The 24691-nt window shown below is 50.7% G+C and carries 15 protein-coding genes; all 15 read left to right on the top strand.

Annotation, left to right across the window (positions count from 1 at the left end; genetic code table 11):
- Positions 1-52: 52 nt before the first annotated feature.
- The gene (locus MHH57_RS05125; protein WP_342435161.1) at positions 53-2353 is read left to right on the top strand and encodes a beta-L-arabinofuranosidase domain-containing protein; all 2301 of its coding nucleotides are present in this window, start codon (positions 53-55) and stop codon (positions 2351-2353) included.
- 434 nt (positions 2354-2787) lie between these two features.
- The gene (locus MHH57_RS05130) at positions 2788-3738 is read left to right on the top strand and encodes a stalk domain-containing protein (protein ID WP_342434903.1); all 951 of its coding nucleotides are present in this window, start codon (positions 2788-2790) and stop codon (positions 3736-3738) included.
- Positions 3739-3742: 4 nt separating this feature from the next.
- Positions 3743-7036, top strand: coding sequence for a DUF5704 domain-containing protein (locus tag MHH57_RS05135; protein ID WP_342434904.1), 3294 nt, complete (start codon positions 3743-3745; stop codon positions 7034-7036).
- A gap of 374 nt (positions 7037-7410) precedes the next feature.
- Complete coding sequence (locus MHH57_RS05140; RefSeq protein ID WP_342434905.1) at positions 7411-9858, top strand: rhamnogalacturonan lyase; 2448 nt, start codon at positions 7411-7413, stop codon at positions 9856-9858.
- 312 nt (positions 9859-10170) lie between these two features.
- A complete protein-coding gene (gene nifB, locus MHH57_RS05145; protein WP_342434906.1) occupies positions 10171-11670 on the top strand; it encodes a nitrogenase cofactor biosynthesis protein NifB in 1500 nt (499 codons plus the stop codon).
- A gap of 6 nt (positions 11671-11676) precedes the next feature.
- On the top strand, positions 11677-12543 hold the full coding sequence (gene nifH, locus MHH57_RS05150; protein WP_069010331.1) for a nitrogenase iron protein: 867 nt from the start codon (positions 11677-11679) through the stop codon (positions 12541-12543).
- Between the two features lie 88 nt (positions 12544-12631).
- Positions 12632-14080 carry a nitrogenase molybdenum-iron protein alpha chain gene (gene nifD / locus MHH57_RS05155; protein WP_340931485.1) on the top strand — a complete coding sequence of 483 codons (1449 nt, stop codon included), beginning with the start codon at positions 12632-12634 and terminating at the stop codon, positions 14078-14080.
- Complete coding sequence (nifK, locus tag MHH57_RS05160; protein ID WP_069010333.1) at positions 14077-15606, top strand: nitrogenase molybdenum-iron protein subunit beta; 1530 nt, start codon at positions 14077-14079, stop codon at positions 15604-15606. Before nifD ends, nifK begins: the two co-directional genes overlap by 4 nt.
- A 79-nt stretch (positions 15607-15685) precedes the next feature.
- Positions 15686-17047, top strand: coding sequence for a nitrogenase iron-molybdenum cofactor biosynthesis protein NifE (nifE, locus tag MHH57_RS05165; protein ID WP_342434907.1), 1362 nt, complete (start codon positions 15686-15688; stop codon positions 17045-17047).
- Positions 17037-18344 carry a nitrogenase iron-molybdenum cofactor biosynthesis protein NifN gene (nifN, locus tag MHH57_RS05170; protein ID WP_069010335.1) on the top strand — a complete coding sequence of 436 codons (1308 nt, stop codon included), beginning with the start codon at positions 17037-17039 and terminating at the stop codon, positions 18342-18344. Before nifE ends, nifN begins: the two co-directional genes overlap by 11 nt.
- On the top strand, positions 18341-18730 hold the full coding sequence (locus MHH57_RS05175; RefSeq protein WP_069010336.1) for a NifB/NifX family molybdenum-iron cluster-binding protein: 390 nt from the start codon (positions 18341-18343) through the stop codon (positions 18728-18730). Before nifN ends, MHH57_RS05175 begins: the two co-directional genes overlap by 4 nt.
- A 94-nt stretch (positions 18731-18824) precedes the next feature.
- Positions 18825-19589: a HesA/MoeB/ThiF family protein gene (locus tag MHH57_RS05180; RefSeq protein ID WP_342434908.1), complete on the top strand. Its 765-nt coding sequence runs from the start codon at positions 18825-18827 to the stop codon at positions 19587-19589.
- Positions 19567-20703 (top strand): homocysteine methyltransferase, encoded by a 1137-nt coding sequence (locus MHH57_RS05185; protein ID WP_342434909.1) that lies wholly within the window; start codon positions 19567-19569, stop codon positions 20701-20703. Before MHH57_RS05180 ends, MHH57_RS05185 begins: the two co-directional genes overlap by 23 nt.
- Before the next feature lie 246 nt (positions 20704-20949).
- Positions 20950-22686 carry an ABC transporter ATP-binding protein gene (locus MHH57_RS05190; protein WP_342435162.1) on the top strand — a complete coding sequence of 579 codons (1737 nt, stop codon included), beginning with the start codon at positions 20950-20952 and terminating at the stop codon, positions 22684-22686.
- The gene (locus MHH57_RS05195; protein ID WP_340884547.1) at positions 22667-24505 is read left to right on the top strand and encodes an ABC transporter ATP-binding protein; all 1839 of its coding nucleotides are present in this window, start codon (positions 22667-22669) and stop codon (positions 24503-24505) included. The genes MHH57_RS05190 and MHH57_RS05195 overlap by 20 nt, the downstream gene beginning before the upstream one ends.
- The last annotated feature ends 186 nt before the right edge of the window (positions 24506-24691 follow it).

Genomic DNA, 24691 nt, shown 5'->3' on the forward strand with positions numbered 1-24691 from the left:
CAAATTCGTCTTAAAGGAGGAACGGAAAGTGACTCTTAAAGCAAAAGCCCATATGAAAGCAAGACCGTTCGCACTGAACGAGGTGGTATTGGCTGAAGGTCCCTTCAAACAGGCGATGGAGCTGAACCGATCTTATCTGTTGGAGCTTCAACCAGACCGTCTGCTGGCGCGTTTTCGGGAATATGCCGGACTTACGCCCAAAGCGCCTCAATATGAGGGCTGGGAAGCGATGACTATTTCCGGTCATACACTGGGACATTATTTGTCCGCTTGCTCCATGATGTATGCTTCAACGGGCGATGAGCGTTTTAAAGAAATTGCACATTACATTACGGATGAACTAGCCGTTTGTCAGGCAGCGCACGGTGACGGATATGTATCCGGTATTCCTGGGGGAAAGGAACTTTTTGAAGAGGTGTCTGCTGGAAATATTCGCTCGAAGGGGTTTGACCTAAACGGTGCCTGGGCCCCCTTGTATACACTACACAAGTTGTTTGCTGGCCTGCGTGATGCGTACCATTTGACAGGCTGTGACAAGGCATTGACGGTGGAGCGCAAGCTGGCGGACTGGCTCGAAGGAATAATGAAGCCGATGAGCGATGAGCAGATGCAGCAGATGATGTTCTGCGAATATGGAGGCATGAACGAAGTATTGGCCGATTTGTACGCGGATACCGGGGAAGAGCGCTACTTGTGGCTGGCTGAGTGCTTCTGGCACAAGCTGGTGCTGGACCCGCTTAGCTCGCAGGAAGACTGCTTGCAGGGTATTCACGCCAATACACAGATTCCGAAGCTGATCGGGCTTGCCAAGGAATATGAGCTGACCAATGATACGAAACGCCGGGCGACGGTGGAGTTTTTTTGGGAGCGGGTGGTGGATCATCATTCGTATGTCATTGGCGGCAATAGCTTTGGAGAATATTTTGGAGCGCCAGATGGCTTGAATGATCGCATCGGGCCTCATACGACGGAGACGTGCAACACCTATAACATGCTCAAGCTGACAAATCATCTGTTTCAGTGGAACGCTTCCGCCAAGGAAGCGGATTTTTATGAACGAGGTCTATTCAATCATATTTTGGCCTCGCAGGACCCGGTTCACGGGGGCGTAACGTATTTTCTGTCGCTGGCGATGGGCGGGCACAAGCATTTTGAAAGCAAATTTGATGATTTTACGTGCTGTGTCGGCACAGGGATGGAAAACCATGCGAGCTACGGCAGCGGCATTTATTTTCACGATCACGATAAGCTGTATGTCAATCAGTTCATTGCTTCCACGCTGGAATGGAAGGACAGAGGCGTTACGCTAAAACAAAATACTTCCTATCCAGAGACGGATCATACGAGGCTGGGGTTTCAATGCGATCAACCAGCTCCATTTACGCTACTCATCCGCTATCCATATTGGGCTGAAAAAGGAATTATCATTCGTGTAAATGGCAAAGAACAATCGGTTGTATCGGAACCGGGCAGCTTTGTCTCTATCGCCAGAACGTGGATTGACGGGGATGTTGTAGAGGTGACGATTCCGATGTCGCTGAGGCTGGAGCAGATGCCGGATAATCCGGATCGGGCGGCTATCATGTATGGACCGCTGGTGCTGGCAGGCGACTTGGGCCCCTTAGAAGATCCTAAAGCCAAGGAGTTTCTCTATACACCGGTATTTATCCCTCAAACGGAAAAGCTGGATGCCTGGATACAGCCCGTGGAGGGCAAGACCAATACGTTCCGTACCTTGAATGCAGGGCATCCCCGGGATGTGGAATTGTCTCCTCTGTATAAAATGCATGACCGTACGTATTCCGTATATTGGGACATTTTTACGAAGGAAGCGTGGCAGGAGGCGGAACAGGAATACACAGCGGCACGCGAAAAACTGGCGATTCTGGAGCAGTGTACGATTGATTTTGCCCAACCTGGTGAAATGCAGCCGGAGCGGGATCATAACTTCCAGGGAGATGCCTCGACTCGCACCGGATATGTGAATAACCGACCTTATCGGAATGCGGGAATTGACGGTTGGTTTTCTTTCGATTTAAATACAGATCCATCTGCTCCGATGCTGTTGGTCATTACCTACACAGCTACGCTGGAAATGCCTAACTGCGGTTTTGATATTTTGATTAACGGTCATCCGCTTGAGCATTTTAGTGAAGGCTTTGATGAAGCCGATAAATTTTACAACGTGAATGCCGCTATTCCGGCTGCATATCTGGAGGGTAAGGATCAGGCGACAGTGACCTTCAAAGCCAAGCCGGGACAGCGTATCCGCAGATTGTTTGGGCTGAGGATGGTCAACAAGGACGTATATGAGCAACTCTATCAAGCCGGAAATTCAGGTATACATGAATGATCTTTGAAATGTTTCGTGAGAAAAAGTAACGTTTGATTTTTCGTCCGGTATGATTTATGATGTAAGAAATATTGGATGATGTTGGAATAATCCATATGGTGGTATAAGCTGATATATTCATAGTTTTGTTGCGCGTGAAGCACACGGGCTGTTTCTTCCTTCATAGGGGAGAGGCAGCCCTTTTTTGTTGGGATTTTCAGAAATATAACTTTTTTAAGAGTCAGTTCTATGATTTAAGGGGGAGGATTGCTCAATAGAGTCTATTTGTTTGGAATGCTTTGTATTAGAAGTTTTTCTTATAGATTTTGTAAGAGGGAAACCCTATAATATATAAGTTGTATCCAGTATTTTCCGAAAGTGGGGATGCGATAAGTTTATGAAATTAGAGATGATATACATAGTTTAAAGTTTAAGCTGACAAAGGGGATAGAGAGATGAGTATGAAAAAATGGATGTTGAGTTTGACCGCAGTCACGTTACTATGGGGCGCGACAAGTACGATTCCAACGACGGAGGCGGCAAGCAGCACCAAGCCCATTGAAGTCTTGTTAAACGCGAAAAAAATACAGTTTCCAGATGCTAAACCTTTTCAGGATAGTAACGATTATGTGATGGTTCCGATTCGTTTTGTATCCGAAGCGCTAGGGGCTAAAGTAGGCTGGGAGAAAACAGGCGGTCAATTGGCTGTGTCGATTAAAAATGATGCCCATGCTGTTAACATGACAGTGGGTCAAAACACCGCTACCGTGGATGGGCAGACCAAAACGTATGAAACGAAGATTATTTTGAAGCAAAACCGTACTTTTGTGCCGCTGCGGTTGGTAAGTGAGGGTCTGGGACAAACGGTGGAGTGGGATAAAGTTAGTCGCTGGGTCTGGATTGGAAAGAAGGAAATTGCTGCTCTGGAGGATACGGGGCATAAGACGGTAAGTATCGAGCCGTATAAGAAGGCGATTAGTACAATTCCCAACCTCATGAAGAACGTTGTTGATGGTACGACATACGAGAAAGTGGTTATTTTCAAACAATCTGATCTGCCTACTAAGCTACTACGAGAAATTTATTCTGTTGAACCTTACACGACACCTAAAGGCGTTCCTTACCTACGGATGAGAGTAAAAACAAGTTCGAGTACAGCGGCCAGTATTTTCTACCTGACCAAGAACAAGGATGCACGCCTCCGTCCTCCATTGGATGAGCTGACACAGGATAATGGTGATGGTACAAAAATGATTTATTATCCGATCTATTCGTCTGCTGATGAGCTTTTTCAGGGAATTAAAAATTATAAGTCTTTCAAGCTAACAGACATTCAGTACATTGGATTTCGCTTGCAAGGCGATGGTTATATTCCAATGATGGTCAACCCGTGGAAGAATAATTAAGCACATGAAGAACACGAAACGAATTCTGGCCGTATTGCTGGTGGGGGTACTGCTTTTGTTGCAACTCTCACCTTTTTCTTTTCCCACCGATAAGGTGGCTGCCGATTCAGAAGAAATCACACCGCTATCCTACTATCCAGACAAAAATACTCGCTACTTTGTTGGCATGATGTACTTCGACATGTGGATGAACACCGCTGGTAAATGGGTAACCAACGGTGGCAAAGAGCCAGGAAAAGGTATGCACGGTGAGGCGAAGTTCACGTACAAATTTAATTTCCCCGGTCGTAAGATTAAGGGCGTTGAAGCAAAGCTGTATAATCCAGCAGCGGAAGTCAACAAAAGTAATCCTGATTATAAAAAGTATTTTTCAAAATCTCGGTTTGATGATTACATTGAGTATGTAGATTATGTAAGTGATGGCACGAAGGAAGATGACATTCTCCCCTACCAAATAAAGGGGGTTGGAACGGATACAACCACTATTCCAATCACAGTTAATATAAAACTGGATGCGATAACTCGACCTAAAAACATTAAGGAAGAGAGTTGTCCGAACTGTGCCAAAGAGGTCAAAGCGTACCGCATCTACCAACCCATCCTGTTCAAGATCGAACTGGACAGCAACCTAATCGTCAAGCATTTTACCACTGATGGAAAATCTCTTAACAACGTATTTACACCATTAGAAGATGAACTGAAAGCTGATCAACCGTATGATTTTACCCCGCCAACCAACCCGAAATATGAGTATGTGGGTTATAAGAAAAGCACGACAGGTAAACCGCCAAGCGGAGATATTTTGCCGGGAATTGTACCCGGATTTACCTATGACGGTTCTTTTGAGCAGTTTACCGCTTATTTGTATTACAAAGAAGCTCAGGGCTGTCCTAAGCCTGGAGAAAGCCAAGAGGGAGCACCCTCAGATTGCCAAGATCATGAACAGCCAACAAAAGGTGTTGTCTGCTCCCGCCCCGTTCCAGGTCTGCGCTTGGAAACTGCTGAATTGGACCCGACAGTATCTGCCGTTATTAAAGCCGATCAGCGAGGCGCGTCACGTTTTGATGTAGCCAAGGGTATTCCAACTTCTGAAAGCCTGTACGGAAACGTGCTGGCCCGGAATTACCTTTTTCAAAACACCTACCAACAGCTCAAAGGCGAGTGCACCTACAACGTCAAGCTGAAGCGCACGTATGATCTGGAATGGGAAGATATCAACGATACCCGGCACATGAAGGTCGTGGAGTATTACAAATACGAAATTGTGAAACCGTACTCTTACTGGGTGATCGACAACCTTGAGGTGTACGGTATCGAGAACGCGCAGCTACGCAACTATGCACTGCCGGGAGGTAGTATTACGATTCCACCACGGAATTACACGCCGCCGTCTGTAGAATCAGCGACCAACGGAAAATACTATCCGGCTCCTTCTCCGGGCATCGTCGATGGGGGTTCACTTTATATTTATGGCGGCAAGAGTATGCCGAAGGTGCCCAATGAACAAAGATCACTGGAGCCTGTGGCCCAGAAGGCTACACCAGACGTGGAAGTAGAAAACGATACTGTGAAATTCAACGGTCAAACGATCATGGACCACGAGCGTGTCAAGGAAAAGGGGCCGACTCCTGGCAAAATCCCTGAACCCGTAAAAATCGGGTCGGATATCCTGTACAGCCCAGGCCATATGATTGAAAAGCATAAGATCAATAAACCCAATACGCCCAGCAGCGGTGACATCACTTACGCTATTCTCAAAGGAAATATCAATGGAGGTGCGGATAAAACGTTCCCGATACAGGGAATTAATACGGTGACTGTCCACACTCCCGTAGTGAATCTGTCTAAAGTGTCGGACGATGCTGTTCATAATCAGAAAACCCAACCGACGAAAGGTCGATCCGCACTTATTTTGGAGCGACCTTTCCGGGTGACGATTTCAACAGCAGGTCCACATTTGAATATTCCTGGCTATGGTGATCGGGAGTATGCCAAATATGTACGAACCAAGCAGGTTCGCTTTCCGTTCGATGTGTACGACAAAGGAAAGACGCATTTTTATCCGCGGGGTACCTGGATCGACATTCCAGTGCTGCAGCTCAACACAGACTTTTATCTTCCCGTATGGGTGGATGAAGGCAACTATACAGTTGAGTTCCGTACCATTGCCGAAAATGCTCCGGACGGGTTCACCGAACAGCGCCATGCCAACACGGATATCGCCCACCATGTTGCCAATGATGTGGTAAATATAGAGGTCATCGGACGGATGTACGATTTTCATATCACGGATATTGCCGATTACCATTGGGAGCGGGTGTTTCGGCAACGTAAAGGGAGCCCGACGCATAGCGGCCTGTCCTATTGGACGGGGCTTGGCAATATTGACGGGTTACCGAGAGGGAACCAGGAGCCATTCACCTTGCCCATTCGTCCCGGCAGTCACCCACATGAAGGTTATGCAAATGTGGCAGTCAAGACAGGCTACCATTTCAAGTTTGACCTCAAAACCAAAGGCAATATGTTTAGCGCCAAGGACGGTATTCGCATCACGCCATCGTTCTATTGGGTGAGCAAAGATGGGCGACAGCGGGAAGAGGTGGATCTGTATACACATTCCGGCAGCCGAAAATTTATCCGTTTGGGATCGGCGGAGGACCGGGAGAAGCGATATGTTATTTTGAATGAACGGCTACGCAATGTGCCGATGGAGGAAATGCAGGACACGGCAGCCTACCAATACAAGCATGAGCTGAGTGAAGCACAGCAAAGCCAGTCAACGCTGGAACGCTATGTTTCTCTGTATGCCCACCGTATTGCACGCAGCAAGACCTGGATTGGACGTTACGACTGGCTGGTGCTGCCTGCGGCTGTGCGTACCTTGATGGGTCCGAAGACAGACCTGCCGGATGGGGTCAATGTGGATCGTGCTAATGCGTCGATTCAGCGCTGGTATGGTGAATATAGCCTGCCTGCTGATGTGTACGCAGTCACCAAAGGCACAGATTTGCGCGAGGTCAGTCGCCGTCAGGAGCTTAACGAGAATACGGATATATTCAAGAAAACAGGCTTTATCGTCGTTGGCTTTAATTTGGAGTCACTGCGTCAGGGTGACACCGAGCATCCGCATTTACAGTATATAAATGGCCCGCTATTGAACCAGTGGCAACTGGAGGGTTACCGCCGAGAGATAAAGGACCCGTACGGGCATACCTTTCATTTACAGGACGGGGATGTAGTATTTTATCATGCGGATCAGTCGAGCAGGGACGATTTCAGTTCATTTGTCCCTCACTAGGTTGCAGTAATCAAGACGAATCCTAATCCATAACTAGCGCGAAAAATACGAAAACGGACAATGGGAACAATCCACTGTCCGTTTTTTTATATTTCCTTTTGAGTTTATGCGAATATGATTTTGCCTACTTCCTCTGCCTTCATGGGGAGTTTGGCGGTGTTCAGCCCTTAGCATGCCGTTTTCATACAGCCTTGGTGGGAGCTGTTTTATTTGGAATGAGTAAACAACACGGTTTTGTGTAGAGAAATCCTCGGATATTTAAACGCGTTTGAGGGAACGGCAAAACTATAATAATAGGGAATTTAATTTATGTAAGCGCAATCATTTTGGCGTACTTGCTTGTCATCACAATACAATTGAGGAGGACGACTTGAATGGCTCAAAGGAAAGGCGCATGGCGAAAGGGAACCTTGACCGCTGCGCTGGCAACCATGCTGGCGATGACGGGCACGACTGGAGGAGTGGCTGCGGAAGATTTGTCCGAACCGACACTACAGGCGGAATCAGCCATTGCAGTTGAACAGAACCGTAGCGGTAGCATTCAGCTGGAAAAGTTGGATCGCGGACTGGTAGCTGCGGTGACGCAGGAGGGGGTCTTTTTAAGCTGGCGGTTATTGGCTCAAGAAGTGAACGGTTACGGTTCAACGGGGCTGACAGGAGCGGACTTCAACGTATACCGTGACGGTAAGAAGATTGCGACAGTGACCGACAGTACCAACTATGTGGATAAGGAAGGGAATGGTAAATCAGTATACAGAGTAGCTTCAGTCGTTAATGGGCGGGAAAAGGATCGTAGCGCTAAAGTGAAGCCATGGCAGCAGGGTTACTATGAGCTTCCTCTCCAAAAGCCTGCCGATGGCGTAACACCCGCAGGTGAATCCTATACGTATTCGGCCAACGATATGAGTGTGGGGGATGTGGATGGAGACGGACAATATGAGTTTTTTGTAAAATGGGACCCATCGAACTCCAAAGATGTATCTCAGAAGGGGTATACCGGAAATACGTATGTTGATGCGTATACGGCCGAAGGCAAGCTGCTGTACCGGATCGACCTAGGCGTGAATATTCGATCAGGTGCGCATTATACACAGATGATGGTGTACGATTTTGACGGCGATGGTAAAGCCGAGCTGATGTTCAAAACGGCTCCAGGGACCAAAACGATTTCTTTTGATAAGAAGGGCAAGGCGAAAAAAGAAAAGTATATTACTCTGCCACGTGAGGATCGCAAAGCAGGGATTACACATGAGGACGATTACCGTTTGAGTCGTTCGGATTATTATGAGCATGTGGTGAACATGTTCATGAACTGGACGAAGCATGAAGAAGTGGTCAAGGGACAATGGCCTGCTACGCTGGAGGAATGCTTTGGCATCGCTCCGAAGTACAGTTATCCGTTATCCCGAAAGGATGCGGAAAGCCTGACAGACTACTTTATGGATGTATATGCACCATCACGGAGCGACAAAAACAAGCTGAGAGAGTTCGAGGGCTTTATTGTCGATGGACCAGAGTATTTGACAATTTTCAAGGGGAAAACGGGAGCTGAGCTGGATACCGTCCGCTATGAGCCGGAGCGTCATGACGATGGCCTCATGTGGGGCGACTACGCCATGGCCCGAATTGAACCCGCCAACCGTGTAGACCGCTTCCTGGCAGGTGTGGCCTATCTGGACGGCCGCAAGCCGTATGCCGTATTTGCACGCGGCTATTATACGCGTTCCACTTTGGCCACCTACACATGGGATGGTCGCCATCTCCAAAAACATTGGATGGTGGACAGTGGCTGGACACCAATGACCAATCCATTTAACGATGGTCCGCACGGGCGTGATGGAACGGACCCGAAATTTGGCACCTTGACCACACAGGGAGCGCATTCTTTGAGCGTGGTGGATGTGGACGGTGACGGCAAGGACGAAATCGTATACGGTTCCGCCACGATTGACCATGATGGCAGCCTGTTGTACAGCTCATTTGATGTCATGCCTCCTGAAAGTGCAACTCCGGGTCAAACCGCCAGATTGGGGCACGGCGATGCACTGCATGTAACCGATATTGACCCGGATCGCCCCGGCAAAGAAATCTTTATGGTACATGAAGGTGGCACTTACGCTCCATATGGCTATTCTTTGCGGGATGCCAAAACAGGTGAAATTATTTACGGCGCATATTCCGGCAAGGATACAGGTCGGGGAATGGTCGGTGACATAGACCCGGATCAGCGAGGTCTGGAGACCTGGGCCATAGGCCTGTGGACCGCAGCGGGCAAACAACTGGATACGAAGATGCCGGGTACCAATATGAGTATCAAATGGGCAGCTGATATGACCACACAAATCGTAAATGGCGCAATTGATGTAACCCCAACCATTGAGGATTGGAAACGAGGTACATTGCTGACCGCTACTGGAACCAAAACGAATAACTATACGAAAGGAACTCCATCGCTGGTAGCCGACATTTTCGGAGATTGGCGGGAGGAAATGCTCGTCCGTACAGCGGATAGCTCAGCCATCCGTATCTATCTGAGCACAGAACCTACGACGCATAAATTGTACACGTTGATGCATGATCCGCAGTATCGCACGGATGTGGCGCGTCAAAATACCGGGTATAACCAGCCGTCCTACACGAGCTTTTATTTTGCATCCGATATGGATTGGGCGAATGTGCCGATTCCCAAGCTCTACACGCCAAAAGCCTTAATAGAGGAAGAGAGCAGTGACGAAGCGGATGAAGTAGAGGCAGCAGAGGTAGATGAAAAAGAAGTCGATGGAACGATAGTCGATGGGACGAAAATAGATGTGAAGGAATGATAAGCGGAGACTATTTCCCAAAATATATAATAAAAAATTAAAGTTTCTTATCTCAAAAGGAGAGCCGTATTTACGGACTCTCTTTTTTTACGTCTTGATGTTATTGAGAATATAAAATGTAACCGCGAACATGTGAATGTTGTGATATATTACCTAACGTGAAATTTGACACATATGTGAAATGAGGATAAATAACAGAGATTTCATGGAGAAGTGAATTGACTGTATTTGTCCCTGTCTCTAAGATGTAATTATATTCCAGACAAAATAGAGAATTATGTAAGGGAATATAACGTAGAGAGGAGGGAATGAATGGACTCTTTAGCTGATCTCTGGGAAACCCCCTTAGCATTAGAAACTCTCAGACGACATCCCTGTTATAACGAAGAGGCACATCGCTATTTTGCGCGCATTCATCTTCCAGTAGCCCCGGCATGCAATATTCAGTGCCATTATTGCAACCGCAAATTCGATTGCGTCAATGAAAGCCGTCCCGGCGTTGTTAGTGAACTGCTTACGCCGGAGCAGGCGGCGAGCAAGACCTATGGCGTAGCGGCACAGCTGATGCAGCTGTCCGTTGTCGGCATTGCGGGACCTGGAGATCCGCTGGCCAATGCGGAGGCAACCTTCGATACCTTCCGCCGGGTCCGTGAGACAGTTAAGGACGTCATATTCTGTCTCAGCACGAATGGCCTTACCTTGATCAGGCATATCGACAGGATTGTAGAGCTGGGCATTTCGCATGTCACGATCACGATCAATGCTGTAGATCCAGTGGTGGGGAGCCGCATTTATGGATGGGTCTACGATGAAGGAAAACGCTATACAGGTGAGGAGGCCGCACGGCTGTTGATTGACCGCCAGCTGGCAGGCTTGAAGATGCTGGCTTCGAGAGGCGTATTGTGCAAGGTGAACTCGGTGCTGATTCCCGAAGTCAATGATGCCCATCTGCCGGAGGTAGCCAGGGTGGTCAAGGAGCACGGCGCGGTGCTGCACAACATTATGCCGCTCATCATCGCACCTGGTAGCCGATATGAGCAGGAAGGGATGCGGGCCCCCCGTCCCCGCCTGGTCCGGCAGCTGCAGGAGAAATGTGCTGAAGCGGGAGCTGTCATTATGCGCCATTGCCGTCAGTGCAGGGCGGATGCGATTGGACTGCTGGGCGAGGATCGCAATCAGGATTTTACATGGGAGAACATTGCGGCTGCTCCTCCCATGGATGAAGAGGCAAGGGCACAATTTCAGAAAGAACTGGATGAGAAGGTGAGAGTGAGAATGGAACGCAAGGAGGGACAATCGCACCCCAAACAACCGTCAACCGGGGCTGGATGTAGCTGCCCGTTATCTGGGGATAGGCCTGAAGTGAGCTTTACCTCAAAGCCAGTCCTAATCGCTGTGGCCAGTCGTGGCGGAGGGAAGGTGAATCAGCATTTCGGCCGTGCCAAGGAATTTATGATCTATGAAAGCGATGGGATTATCGTAAATTTCATAGGCATTCGTAAGGTGCAATCCTACTGCCACGGGAAAGCCGATTGCAATGGAGACAAGGCCGAGACGATGAAGGAGATCCTTTCCATGGTGCATGACTGTGCATTGCTGCTGTCGGCCGGCATAGGCGAGGCCCCCAAAGAGGCATTGCAGGAAGCTGGCGTGCTGCCTATTGTATGCGGCGGGGATATTGAGGAATCCGTTCTGGAATATGTAAAATTTCTACGTTATATGTATCCTGTGCAGAGCAATAAGGGAAGTAAGCGTAATAAGGGAGTTAAGGGCAGTCATTCGGATTTACCCATTGAACATTTTGGAGGCTGAGAAAATATGAGACAAATTGCGTTTTACGGTAAAGGCGGTATCGGCAAATCGACAACCTCGCAGAATACACTGGCTCAACTCGCGACCAAATTCAAACAAAAAATTATGATCGTAGGCTGTGATCCCAAGGCAGACTCCACCCGTCTTATTTTGAATACGAAGGCCCAACAGACTGTGCTGCATCTGGCGGCTGAAAGGGGTACGGTGGAGGACCTGGAATTGGAGGACGTTGTCCAGAAGGGCTTCGGTGACATTCTGAACGTGGAATGCGGTGGGCCGGAGCCTGGTGTCGGCTGTGCAGGGCGCGGCATTATCACGGCCATTAATTTTCTGGAGGAAGAGGGGGCCTACGAAGGGCTGGATTTCGTATCCTACGATGTACTGGGGGACGTCGTGTGCGGGGGCTTCGCCATGCCGATCCGGGAGAAGAAGGCGCAGGAAATCTACATCGTATGCTCAGGCGAGATGATGGCTATGTACGCTGCCAACAATATTGCACGCGGGATTTTGAAGTATGCCAACAGCGGTGGGGTGCGTTTGGGCGGCTTAATCTGCAACAGCCGGAATACGGACCTGGAAGCGGAATTGATTACAGAGCTTGCAAGAAGACTGAACACGCAGATGATCCACTTTTTGCCGCGTGATAATGTTGTCCAGCACGCTGAGCTGCGCCGTATGACTGTAACTCAATACAACCCGGACCATAAGCAGGCTGCGGAGTATGAAGAGCTGGCAGGTAAAATTTTGAATAATGACATGCTAACGGTTCCCACCCCTATTTCCATGGAAGAGCTGGAGGATCTATTGATGGAATTCGGCATTATTGAGGATGAAGAAACCGCAATTAACAAAGCTGAGGCGTCCGGGCAGTAGGCTGTAGCCAGAAGGCTTAATGACGGAATCATCGTGTGATGATGGGAGGAGCTGAACGCGCAGCTCGCAGGAGGGAGGAATAGGTCAAATGAGCAGTATTGTGGATAAGGGTAAGCAGATCGTAGAGGAGATACTGGAGGTATATCCCAAGAAGGCCAAGAAGGACCGGACCAAGCATTTTGAGATCGCGGATGAGGAGCTTGTGAACTGCGGGACCTGTTCCATCAAGTCCAACATGAAATCACGACCCGGCGTCATGACAGCAAGGGGCTGTGCTTATGCAGGGTCCAAGGGTGTGGTATGGGGCCCGATTAAAGACATGGTGCACATTAGCCATGGTCCCATCGGCTGCGGGCAATACAGTTGGGGTACTCGACGTAATTATGCGAATGGGATATTGGGAATCGATAATTTTACCGCCATGCAGATTACAAGCAATTTTCAGGAAAAGGATATCGTGTTCGGCGGAGATAAGAAGCTAGAGGTGATCTGTAGGGAAATTAAGGAGATGTTCCCGCTGGCTAAGGGCATCTCCGTGCAATCTGAATGTCCGGTCGGACTGATTGGTGATGATATCGGGGCTGTGGCCAAGAAGATGACAGAGGAGCTGGGCATTCCGGTTATTCCCGTACGCTGTGAGGGCTTTCGCGGGGTGAGTCAGTCTCTGGGCCATCACATTGCCAATGATGCTATCCGCGATTTTCTGATGGGGCGCCGGGAGCTAAAGGAGTGCGGGCCTTATGATGTCTCCATTATCGGGGACTACAATATCGGCGGTGATGCCTGGGCTTCGCGTATTTTGCTGGAGGAAATGGGACTGCGGGTCATAGCGCAGTGGTCGGGGGACGGTACGATCAATGAGCTGGGGATTGCGCACAAATCCAAGCTCAATCTGATCCATTGTCATCGTTCCATGAATTATATGTGCACAACGATGGAGCAGGAATACGGAATTCCTTGGATGGAATATAACTTCTTTGGCCCGACCAAGACAGTGGAGAGCTTAAGGGCGATTGCAGCTCGTTTTGACGAAACGATTCAGGAAAAATGTGAGCAGGTCATCGCCCAATATATGCCGCAGATGGAGGCAGTCATCCGTAAATACCGCCCACGTCTGGAAGGTAAAAAGGTGATGCTTCTGATTGGCGGGTTGCGGGCAAGGCATACCATCGGTGCCTATGAGGATCTGGGGATGGAAATTGTGGCTACAGGCTACGAATTTGCCCATAAGGATGATTACGAGAAGACATTTCCCGATGTAAAGGAAGGCACTATTCTGTACGATGATCCAACTGCCTATGAGCTGGAGGAACTGGCCCAGCGGCTGAATATTGACTTAATGGGCGCCGGAGTCAAGGAGAAATACGTGTATCACAAAATGGGCATTCCCTTCCGTCAAATGCACTCATGGGATTACAGCGGGCCTTATCATGGTTTTGACGGCTTCCAGATTTTTGCACGTGATATGGATATGACCATAAACAGTCCAGTTTGGAGCCTGCTGCCGTCCCGGCAGACTGCGGAGGTGTCGGTATGAGCGAGCGTCTGAATATTGTCGATCACAATCAGCTGTTTCGGCAGGATAAATATGTGCGCCAGCGTGAGGAGAAACGAGCCTTCGAGGCCCCTTGTTCGCCAGAGGAGGTTACCGACACCCTGGAGTACACCAAGACCAAGGAATACAAGGACAAGAATTTTGCCCGCACAGCCGTAGTCGTGAACCCGGCCAAGGCTTGTCAGCCGCTGGGAGCGGTTATGGCTGCACTGGGCTTTGAAAAAACGCTCCCGTTCATTCATGGCTCACAGGGCTGTACGGCTTATTTCCGCAGCCATCTTGCCCGCCACTTCAAGGAGCCTGTTCCTGCCGTCTCCACCTCGATGACCGAGGATGCCGCCGTATTCGGCGGCATGCGCAACCTCATTGACGGTATAGAGAACTGTATTGCCTTGTATCAGCCGGAGATGATTGCGGTATGCACGACCTGTATGGCAGAGGTGATCGGAGATGACCTGTCTGCCTTCCTGGCTAATGCCCGTCAGGAGGGAGCCCTTCCCGAGGATATGCCAGTTCCTTTTGCCAATACCCCCAGCTTCTCCGGTTCACATATTACAGGCTATGATGCCATGCTGCGCTCTGTGCTGGAGACGCTGTATAACAAGTCAGGCCGGACGCCGCAGCCTGGTCATGAATTGAAGCTGAATGTACTGCTTGGGTTTGACGGGTATACGGGAAATTTTGCGGAAATGCGGCGCATACTTGGGATGTTCGGCGCTACGTATACCATTTTGGGTGACCACAGCAGTAATTTTGATTCAGGAGCTACTGGAGAGTACAGCTACTATTACGGGGGAACGCCGCTTGAGGATGTGCCCAAGGCCGCAGATGCTGCCGGCACGTTGGCGATCCAGCAGTACTCTCTTCGTAAAACATTAGGTTATATGAAGCAAACCTGGGGGCAGCAGATGTTCTCCATCTCCACACCGCTGGGTATCCGGGCTACAGATCGCTTGCTTGAGGAGATTAGCCGCCTGTCCGGAAGAGAAATACCCGAGGCATTGAAGCAGGAGCGTGCTCGAGTTGTGGATGCCATGATGGATTCGCATGCTTATCTGCACGGCAAACGAGTGGCTATGGCAGGAGACCCGGACATGCTCATCGGCCTGATTGGCTTTTGTCTAGAGCTGGGCATGGAGCCGGTGCATATTGTTTGCTCCAATGGAGACCGGAAATTTGAGAAGGAAGCAGAGCTTCTGCTGAAGTCCAGCCCTTACGGTGCAGAAGCCACGGTTCATTCTGGTCAGGATTTGTGGCATATGCGTTCGCTGCTGTTCCAGGACCAGGTGGACCTGGCTATTGGCAGTTCCCATCTGAAGTTTGCGGCGAAAGAGGCGAAAATTCCTTTGCTCCGTGTGGGCTTTCCGATCTTCGACAGGCATCATCTACATCGTTATCCGATTATCGGCTACCAGGGTACGCTGAATCTGCTTACCCAATTCGTGAATACCGTACTGGATGTCATGGAAGAGCAGGCTCCGGATCATAGCTTTGATTTGGTGCGCTAATTGCTGTATCGCGTAGATGGAAGTTGGCAGCTTGGCTTGTGATTTCAATGGATTCTATCTGAAATAAGGGGGTGTGCGGATGGAGCCGGCTGTGTCTAACGGAAGGCTGGAGGTATCCTGCGGCAACAAAATTCCCAAAAGCACGCCCTGTCCCCGGCCTGTGCCGGGGGAGGCTTCGGGTGGCTGCTCCTTTGACGGGGCCCAGATTACACTGATCCCCATTGCAGATGCGGCTCATCTGGTGCACGGGCCGATTGCGTGTCTCGGCAATAGCTGGGAGAGCAGAGGCAGCCTGTCCAGCGGCCCGGGGCTGTCGGCGTATGGCTTCACTACTGATCTTGGAGAACAGGATATCATTTTTGGTAGTGAACAGAAGCTGCATGAATCGATCCGCTACATTGTCAGCCGTTTTGCTCCTCCCGCTGTATTCGTCTATACCACATGCGTCACAGCCCTCACCGGTGAAGATATCGAGGGGGTCTGCAAGGCTGAATCGGAGCGGCTGGGGACGCCGATCATTCCGGTGAACAGTCCGGGATTTGTGGGCAGTAAGAATCTCGGGACTCGGCTGGCCGGAGATGTATTGTTCCAGCATATTATCGGCAGTACCGAGCCGGAACAGACAACCTCCCATGATATCAATCTCATCGGGGAATACAATATTGCGGGCGAGATGTGGCATATCGAGCGGCTGATGCAGCAGACGGGAATGACTATCCTGTCCCGAATTACCGGGGACGGTCGGTTCCGTGAGGTGGGATGGGCGCATCGTGCCAAGGCCAACATGGTCGTATGCAGCCGAGCTTTGCTGGGCCTAGCAGTCCAAATGGAGCGTAAATACGGCATTCCTTATTTTGAAGGTTCATTTTATGGAGCAAAGGAGACGAGTTATTCCTTGCGGCAGATGGCTTATCTGACCGGAGATCGTGATGTAGAGCGACGGGTGGATAAGCTGGCCGCACGGGAGGAAATGAGGCTATCGCTGGAGCTGGAGCCCTATCGCAAGCAGTTGAAAGGAAAGCGGGCAGTGCTCTATACCGGGGGTGTAAAGAGCTGGTCTGTCATTACGGCTTTGCAGGAGCTGGGCATAAAGGTGGTAGGTGTAGGCACGAACAAGAGCACTGCCGAGGATGTATCCCGGATTGCTGACCGTATCGGGGATGATGCGGAATACATCCCGGAAGGCGGTGCCCGGCAGATTCTCAAAACCGTACGGAGCCGCAAGGCGGACATGATCATTGCCGGGGGCCGGAATATGTATATGGCGCTTAAGGAACAGATTCCTTTTGTGGACATCAATCAGGAGCGGCACAAAGCCTATGCGGGCTATGACGGGCTGTTGTCTCTGGCGAAACAGCTTGTGCATACGCTGCAGCATCCGGTGTGGGAGCTGACCGCCAAACCAGCTCCATGGGAGGAGGAGACGGAATTTGCCGATTAAATCCGCCACGAAGCCTGTCAGTATCAACCCGCTCAAGGTAGGACAGCCTTTGGGGGGCGTGCTGGCTCTGCAGGGGATGTATCGCTCAATGCCTTTGCTGCACGGCGCTCAGGGCTGCTCGGCCTTCTCCAAGGCGCTGCTGACTCGCCATTTTCGAGAGCCGATAGCCGTTCAGACCTCTGCGCTGCAAGAGATGGACGTTATATTTGATGCAGACCGGAATCTGGAGGAGGCACTGGATCATATCTGGTCCAAACACCATCCAGATGTCATCGGCGTCATCAGCACAGCCCTCACCGAGGTGGCAGGCGTTGATTTTCAGTCCAGGGTAAAGGCGTTCAAGCGAGAACGGGCCTTGAAAGACAGTCTGCTGTTTTCTGTATCGCTGCCTGATTTTCACGGCTCTCTGGAGACGGGCTACAGTAGTACAGTAGAGTCCCTAATGGATGCTGTACTCGGATTGGCCGGAGGCAAGTCCCCCAGAAAACAGCGCCGGATGCAGGTCAATCTGCTGCCAGCTTCTTATCTGACTGCCGGAGATGTCATGGAAATCAAGGATATTATCGCTTCCTTCGGCCTGGAGGTTATTACGCTCCCCGATATCTCCACTTCCTTGTCCGGTCACCTGCTGACAGGCTTCTCCCCTTTGACAAGAGGGGGGACTCCGCTAGATTCAGCCTGCCAGATGCTGGAGTCTTCCTGTACCATTGCCATTGGCGCGAGCATGGAGCGGCCGGCGCGCAGGCTGACTCATGCCGCAGGCATTCCCTACCACTTGTTCGCTGGTCTGTTTGGCTTGGCCGCGAGCGATGCGTTCATACATTTTCTGCAGAAGATCAGCCGCGAGCCAGCCCCCGTTCGCTTTCGCTGGCAGCGTGAAAATCTGTTGGACAGCATGCTGGATGCCCATTTCTATTATTCCGGCGCTTCGGCTGTAGTGGCGCTAGAACCGGATCATATGCTGTCGACCGCAGCCTGGCTGGAGGAGATGGGAGTGGAACTGAAGCGGCTAATTACACCCTGCAGCACGCCCGCACTGCAAAAGACAGAACGGGAAGTCTGGATCGGTGGCCTGGATGATGCAGAGGAGAGCGCGCAGGGTGTTGATTTGTGGATCAGCAATTCACATGGGAGAAAGGGAGCGGCACGGGCTGGGGCCTCATTCGTACCGGCAGGCTTGCCGGTGTATGACGAGCTAGGCGCCCACACATCCGTAAGCGTCGGATACCGTGGAACCATGGAGTGGGTGAATAAGGTGGGCAATGTATTGCTTGCCGAGAGGGGGAGGGGAGGATGAAGGTTGCATTTGCGACGGAAGACGGCGTGCTTGTGAATGCTCATTTTGGGCAGAGTCCTATGTTCACTGTATTTGAAATCCGGCACTCAGGCGTCCAGTTCCTGGAGCATCGGCGGATAGCCCTGGGGAGCGATGAGAACGAGGCGGGCAAGATCGCCAGCCGAATTGGCTTGATCGAGGATTGTACCTTGATCTTCCTGGTACAGATTGGCGCTTCGGCCGCCGCACAGGTTACCAAACGGACCATTATGCCTGTGAAGGTGGCCTTCGGTAGCACCATTGAGGAGCAGGTCCAGCGTCTCCAGAATATGCTGGCTCGCAATCCGCCCATGTGGCTTGCCAAAATCCTGCATGCTGAGGAGGGCAGCGGCAAAGCCGAATCATGAGCTCTCCTGTAAGGAAGAGCAACCCTATAAGTTATCAAGATCCTGCGGACCGAATATCTTAAAGGCGGGAGCCGCACATGGAGGGGGTGGACGAATGGTACAGCTGCTGGAAGACAGTAGATACGGACGCCAGTTGAAGCTGTTGGGAGTAGAAGGTCAGAACAGGCTAAAGCAGGCTACTGTTATGGTTGCAGGCATCGGAGGATTGGGAGGGACAGCGGCCATGTACCTGGCCGCTGCCGGAGTAGGAAAGCTGATATTGGCCCATGAGGGCATAATCCATCTGCCCGATATGAACCGGCAGGTGCTGATGGACAGCGGACGAATCGGGGAGGAACGGATGGAGACGGCATTACAGCATTTGCATCGTATCAATCCGGAGACGGAGCTTGAGGGCCACGCCCACAGAATCACGGAAGAATCCTCTGGATCATGGGTAGAAGCGGCCGATATTGTGATTGATGCACGTTATGACTTTCCGGAAAGATATGCGCTGAACAGACTATGTGTTCGACATGGCAGACCGATGATAGAGGCGGCCATGTACGCCTATGAAGTATCATTGATGACCATTGATCCCGGTAGGACGGCATGCTTGGAATGTCTCTACCCAGAAGGCGGACAGCCTTGGGAGCCTCTGGGATTCCCGGTCCTGGGAGCCACCTCTGGCTTGATTGGCTGTATGGCTGCACTGGAAGCGGTCAAATGGATTACAGATGCGGGCAATCTGTTCACTGACCGCATGTACCGTATGAATGTGCTGGATATGAGCAGCTGCACCATAGCGGTCAAACGCAATCCGCGTTGTCCGTGCTGCGGAACGGGAGGGAATACAGATGAGTCGATTGCATATTTGTGATACGACACTTCGTGACGGAGAACAGGCTCCGGGCGTTGCCTTTTCGGCCGAGGAGAAAACTGAAATTGCCATCATGCTGGACTCGGCGGGGGTGGAGCAGGCTGAGATCGGAATTCCGGCAATGGGAGAGGCGGAGTGCAGGTCTATTGCCAGGATTGCTGCTCTCGGACTTCAGATGAAGCTAATGACCTGGAATCGCGCGGTGTTCACGGATATTGATGCAGCTGAATCGACAGGTGTCGGCTGGGCCCATATTTCGGTTCCCGTGTCGACGGTGCAGATGAAGGCCAAGCTGGGTATGAACCCTGAGCAGGTGACAGAACTGATCCGCAAGTCTGTCGATTACGGTCAGTGTAAAGGATTGACTGTTTCCGTAGGCTTTGAGGATGCTTCGAGGGCAGATGACCTGTTCCTTGAGCAGTTGGCGAATCAGCTCTACAGGGATGGTATCCGGCGCTTCAGATATGCCGACACGCTGTCCGTTCATCATCCTGCTGCCATAGCTGCCCGTATAGACAGGTTTGTATCGCGCGTGCCGCAGGATGTGGAGCTTGAGATTCACTGTCATAATGATTATGGCCTCGCGCTTGCCAATACGTTGGCAGCTTTGCAGGCGGGAGCTGTCTGGGCCAGTACCACGGTGTCGGGACTTGGAGAAAGGGCAGGTAATACGGCGCTGGAAGAGGTGGTGATGTCGTGGAGGGACCTATATCAAGGAACCTGCAGCGTCCGTCCCGAACTGCTGAACCCGCTGGCTGCACTGGTGTCCCAAGCCTCCAACCGAATCATTCCCGAAGGCAAGCCCATTGTGGGAGACATGGTATTCGCCCATGAATCCGGCATACATATCAACGGTCTGCTAAAGGAGCGCTCCGCCTATCAGGCCCTTGATCCGACTGAGCTGGGAACGGACCATTCGTTCGTACTCGGCAAGCATTCGGGCAGAAGTGCAGTTCAATATATGCTGGAGCAGGAAGGAATCGAGGCAGGCTCCGGTGAAATCAAGTTCCTGCTGGAGCGGCTTCGCCTAGTCGGTGAAGATCCCAAGCTTGTCATCCATAGCGCGGATTTAAGGCGCTGGCTGCAGTATTATCCGGCAGAGCTGCCGAAATAACCGAAAAGGCGTTCCCGTCCGGTAAGTGTTACTGTGACTGGAATGCTTTTTTTGTATATTTGTTAATTCCTGCAACCGGAGTCTCCAATTTGCTGGTTAAACGAAGCCGTTCAGAAGGGTATAATAAAATATAGTGCTGTATAAAGTGCGTATATATGGTTTTACAGCAGGAAGGTTCGAATCTTATAACCATTACACGCTGATCTGGAAGAACGGCTATGGGCAATTGGAGGAATGCTTGTGGGGATGATGTTCTCTTTTCTAAAAAAATATCGGGTTCCAGCCATCGCGGCACTCGTGATGATGTTGCTGGAATTGACGGTAGAGCTATCGCAGCCATATCTGATCTCCAAAATCATTGATGAGGGCATCCGGCAGCAGGATTTGTCTGTCGTCTGGTTATGGGGCAGTGTACTGGTGGGGAGTGCCGTTATCGCCTTTATGGCGGGTATATCCAGCTCTTTTTTTGCTTCACATGCAAGTCAGGGCTTCGGCTATGATTTGCGGGAAAAGCTGTACCGTAAAGTGCAATCCTTTTCGTATCCTGTGTTTAAACGTTTTGCCACTTCGTCGCTGATTACGCGCCTGACCGGAGATGTCACGCAAGTACAAGATACGGTGTTTATGAGCCTGCGGTTTATGACAAGGGTTCCGCTTGTAGTCATCGGCAGTATTGTGATGGCACTAGTTGTACATTTCAGGCTTGGGCTGCTATTGGCGGTTATGGCCCCGGTGCTGTTCGTGTTTGTGCTGGTGATGATGCGGCGAACGGTCACTTTGTTTAAGGGTGTCCAGCGTCGCCTGGATGACGTTAACGGAGTGATTCAGGAGAACCTGACAGGAATCCGGCTCATCCGGGTTTTTGTACGGATGCGGCATGAAATCGAACGTTTCGCCCATTACGGAGGCGAATTGATGAAAGGGACGGTGTCCGCTCTACGCTGGACGGAAACGACGATGCCGTTCATTTTGTTTACGATGAATGCAGGGATTATTGCAGTACTTTGGTTCGGACGCGGCCAAATTTCCACTGGGGATGCCAGTGTAGGACAGGTGGTCGCAGTCGTCAATTATTCACTGCGGACGATTGGAGCCTTGTCTGCCTTATCAGGTATCGTTGTTGTGTTTTCCCGGGCAACTGCATCTACGGGGCGGATCCGAGAGATATTGGAAACTTCTAATGAAGATAGGCATGGGCTGGAGCCTGTTTCAACACATCATACACGGATTGAGGGACAGGTGGAAATGGACCGGGTGAGCTTTCATTATCCGGGCAGTGATCTGGCTGTCCTAAAGGAAATATCTTTTAAAGCGCAATCGGGCGAGCGGATAGCTATTATGGGGGCCACTGGCTCGGGAAAATCCTCACTTGTGCAGTTGATTACGCGTCTCTATGAAGAGGATGAAGGTCATGTGCGCTTTGACGGAAAGGACGCTCGTGAACTGGATGCGTCCATATTGCGAGAGGCCATTGGCTATGTCCCTCAGGAGGTACTGCTATTCACCGGCTCGATTCGGGATAATATTGCTTGGGGGGTGGAGAATGCCAGCCTGGAGGAAATTAAGGAAGCCGCACGCATGGCGCAAATCCATAGTATGATTGAACGCTTGCCGCAAGGCTATGATACGATGCTCGGGCAGCGTGGCGTCAATCTGTCTGGCGGACAGAAACAGCGACTTTCGATTGCCCGCGCGCTGGTACGCCAGCCGGCAGTGCTGATTTTGGACGACAGCACAAGTGCGCTGGATGTAGGGACGGAGGCAGCACTACTGAATGCACTCGATGGCCTGTCCTGTACGACATTTCTCATTACGCAGAAAATCAGCTCGACCGCATCGGCAGATCAGATTTTACTGCTGGATGAGGGTCGTCTGATGGCAAGCGGAAGTCATAAGCATCTCATTGATAGCTCGGATCTGTATCGACGCATCTATGGATCACAATATGGAAAGGAGGAGTCGCATGTTCAAGGAACTCATTGAACCGTTCTGTCAGCCTACACCGCCGTCCGGTGTGCTGCGAAATCCGGCGGGAGCTGAAGGACGCCGCAAGGCCAAAGCGAAAAACTGGTCTGGCACCTTAGGACGGATATGGGCTTATCTGGCTCGTCGTAAGGCCAAACTGATGCTGGTACTGTTCATGGTGCTGCTCAGCTCCGGGCTGGCTCTGCTGGGTCCATATCTGGTTGGTGTAGCGGTGGATGATTTTCTCGAAGGTCCGGGTGGACGCACGTGGATTTATTTTCTCATCGGATTAGGGGCTGTATATCTACTGAACTCGCTGACCTCCTGGCTGCAAAATATCTGGATGATTGAGATTGCCCAAGAGACGGTGTACCGTATGCGTTTCGATCTGTTTTCACATTTGCATCGACTACCGATTCCTTTCTATGGCAAACGTCAGCAGGGAGAGATCATGAGCCGTCTGACCAATGATATCGAAAATGTCAGTTCTACGCTCAACAGCTCCGCCATTCAGATTTTTTCGAGCATATTGACGCTAATCGGTACACTCACGGTGATGCTGTGGTTAAGCCCACTGATGACCCTGCTGACCTTTATCGTAGTGCCACTGATGGCTGCCGGGATGCGCTGGATTACACGTCGCACCGGGCCCTTATATAAGGAACGCCAGAAGAATGTGGGCGAACTGAACGGATACATCGAAGAAACGCTGTCCGGGCAGCAGATTATTAAAGCATTTTCGCAGGAAAAGAGAGTCATCCATGGTTTTGGCGAGCGCAATGACCGTATTCGGCTGTCGGGCTTCTGGGCACAAACGATTTCAGGCTTTATACCGAAGCTGATGAATGGACTGAATAATCTCAGCTTTGCTATTGTAGCGGGGATCGGTGGGATTTTGGCCATTCGCGGCTCCATTACTATAGGTACAATTATTGTATTCGTAGAATATGCCCGCCAGTTCACCAGACCGCTGAACGATTTGGCTAACCAGTGGAACACCCTGCTGTCTGCTATTGCCGGAGCTGAGCGTGTATTTGAAATATTGGATGAAGATGAAGAGTCCAAGGATGAACGCGGCGCAGTGGAGGTAGCGCATGTGGAGGGGGCGGTGCGGTTTACGGATGTTTCCTTCGGTTATGATGAGGGAAGTGCTACACTGGAAGGTATCTCTTTTGAAGCCAAACCTGGTGAAATGATCGCGCTGGTCGGTCCGACCGGGGCAGGAAAAACGACACTGATCCAGCTCCTTTCTAGATTCTATAGCCCCGACAAGGGCACGATTACGCTGGACGGACGCGATATTACCACCATACAGCGTGAAAGCTTGCGCTCCCGCATGGCATTTGTGCTACAGGACTCCTTCCTGTTTCAGGGGACGATTCGTGAAAATATCCGTTTCGGCAGACTGGACGCCACCGATGAGGAGGTTGAACAAGCATCGAAACTGGCCAACGCCCATTCCTTTATCATGCGGATGAAGGACGGATACGACAAGGTGCTGGAAGCGAACGGCAGCGGCATCAGTCAAGGGCAAAAACAACTGCTGGCTATTGCCCGTGCTATTTTGGCCAACCCTTCCATTCTTGTACTCGACGAGGCAACCAGCAGCATCGACACCATTACTGAGATGAAGATACAAGAAGGACTGGAGCGGCTTATGCAGGGTCGAACAAGTTTCGTCATCGCACATCGGCTGAATACCATTCGTCTGGCTGACCGGATTCTGGTCTTGAAGGATGGCCGTCTGGAGGAGCAGGGTTCTCATGATGAGCTGCTGGCTCACAAAGGCTTTTACAGTGATTTATATTATGGTCAATTGAGTAAGCAAAGCTCTTAAGCCGGCTCTCGATTCACAGATTTGTAGGCAAGATGTAGAAGCTTTATGATGCTAAAAAGGACTACCCTGGGGGTAGCCCTTTTTAAGTATGCCTTTTGGTGACAAGAGATGTTTGAAATTAACATACCCCCTTGAGGGCAGAGGCTTTTACGCTGGTAAGCGTATTATTACTTCAAAAGGTCACTG

The organism is Paenibacillus sp. FSL H7-0442 (genome assembly GCF_038593105.1).
Taxonomy (GTDB): domain Bacteria; phylum Bacillota; class Bacilli; order Paenibacillales; family Paenibacillaceae; genus Paenibacillus; species Paenibacillus polymyxa_D.

Excerpts from the sequence above, each read along its gene's own strand:
- MHH57_RS05175 (WP_069010336.1), top strand. The coding sequence starts at position 18,341 with ATGAAGGTTGCATTTGCGACGGAAGACGGCGTGCTTGTGAATGCTCAT.
- nifB (WP_342434906.1), top strand. The coding sequence starts at position 10,171 with ATGGACTCTTTAGCTGATCTCTGGGAAACCCCCTTAGCATTAGAAACT.
- MHH57_RS05130 (WP_342434903.1), top strand. The coding sequence starts at position 2,788 with ATGAGTATGAAAAAATGGATGTTGAGTTTGACCGCAGTCACGTTACTA.
- MHH57_RS05135 (WP_342434904.1), top strand. The coding sequence starts at position 3,743 with ATGAAGAACACGAAACGAATTCTGGCCGTATTGCTGGTGGGGGTACTG.
- MHH57_RS05140 (WP_342434905.1), top strand. The coding sequence starts at position 7,411 with ATGGCTCAAAGGAAAGGCGCATGGCGAAAGGGAACCTTGACCGCTGCG.
- MHH57_RS05195 (WP_340884547.1), top strand. The coding sequence starts at position 22,667 with ATGTTCAAGGAACTCATTGAACCGTTCTGTCAGCCTACACCGCCGTCC.
- MHH57_RS05180 (WP_342434908.1), top strand. The coding sequence starts at position 18,825 with ATGGTACAGCTGCTGGAAGACAGTAGATACGGACGCCAGTTGAAGCTG.
- nifE (WP_342434907.1), top strand. The coding sequence starts at position 15,686 with ATGGAGCCGGCTGTGTCTAACGGAAGGCTGGAGGTATCCTGCGGCAAC.
- MHH57_RS05185 (WP_342434909.1), top strand. The coding sequence starts at position 19,567 with ATGAGTCGATTGCATATTTGTGATACGACACTTCGTGACGGAGAACAG.
- nifD (WP_340931485.1), top strand. The coding sequence starts at position 12,632 with ATGAGCAGTATTGTGGATAAGGGTAAGCAGATCGTAGAGGAGATACTG.
- nifH (WP_069010331.1), top strand. The coding sequence starts at position 11,677 with ATGAGACAAATTGCGTTTTACGGTAAAGGCGGTATCGGCAAATCGACA.
- MHH57_RS05125 (WP_342435161.1), top strand. The coding sequence starts at position 53 with ATGAAAGCAAGACCGTTCGCACTGAACGAGGTGGTATTGGCTGAAGGT.
- MHH57_RS05190 (WP_342435162.1), top strand. The coding sequence starts at position 20,950 with ATGATGTTCTCTTTTCTAAAAAAATATCGGGTTCCAGCCATCGCGGCA.
- nifK (WP_069010333.1), top strand. The coding sequence starts at position 14,077 with ATGAGCGAGCGTCTGAATATTGTCGATCACAATCAGCTGTTTCGGCAG.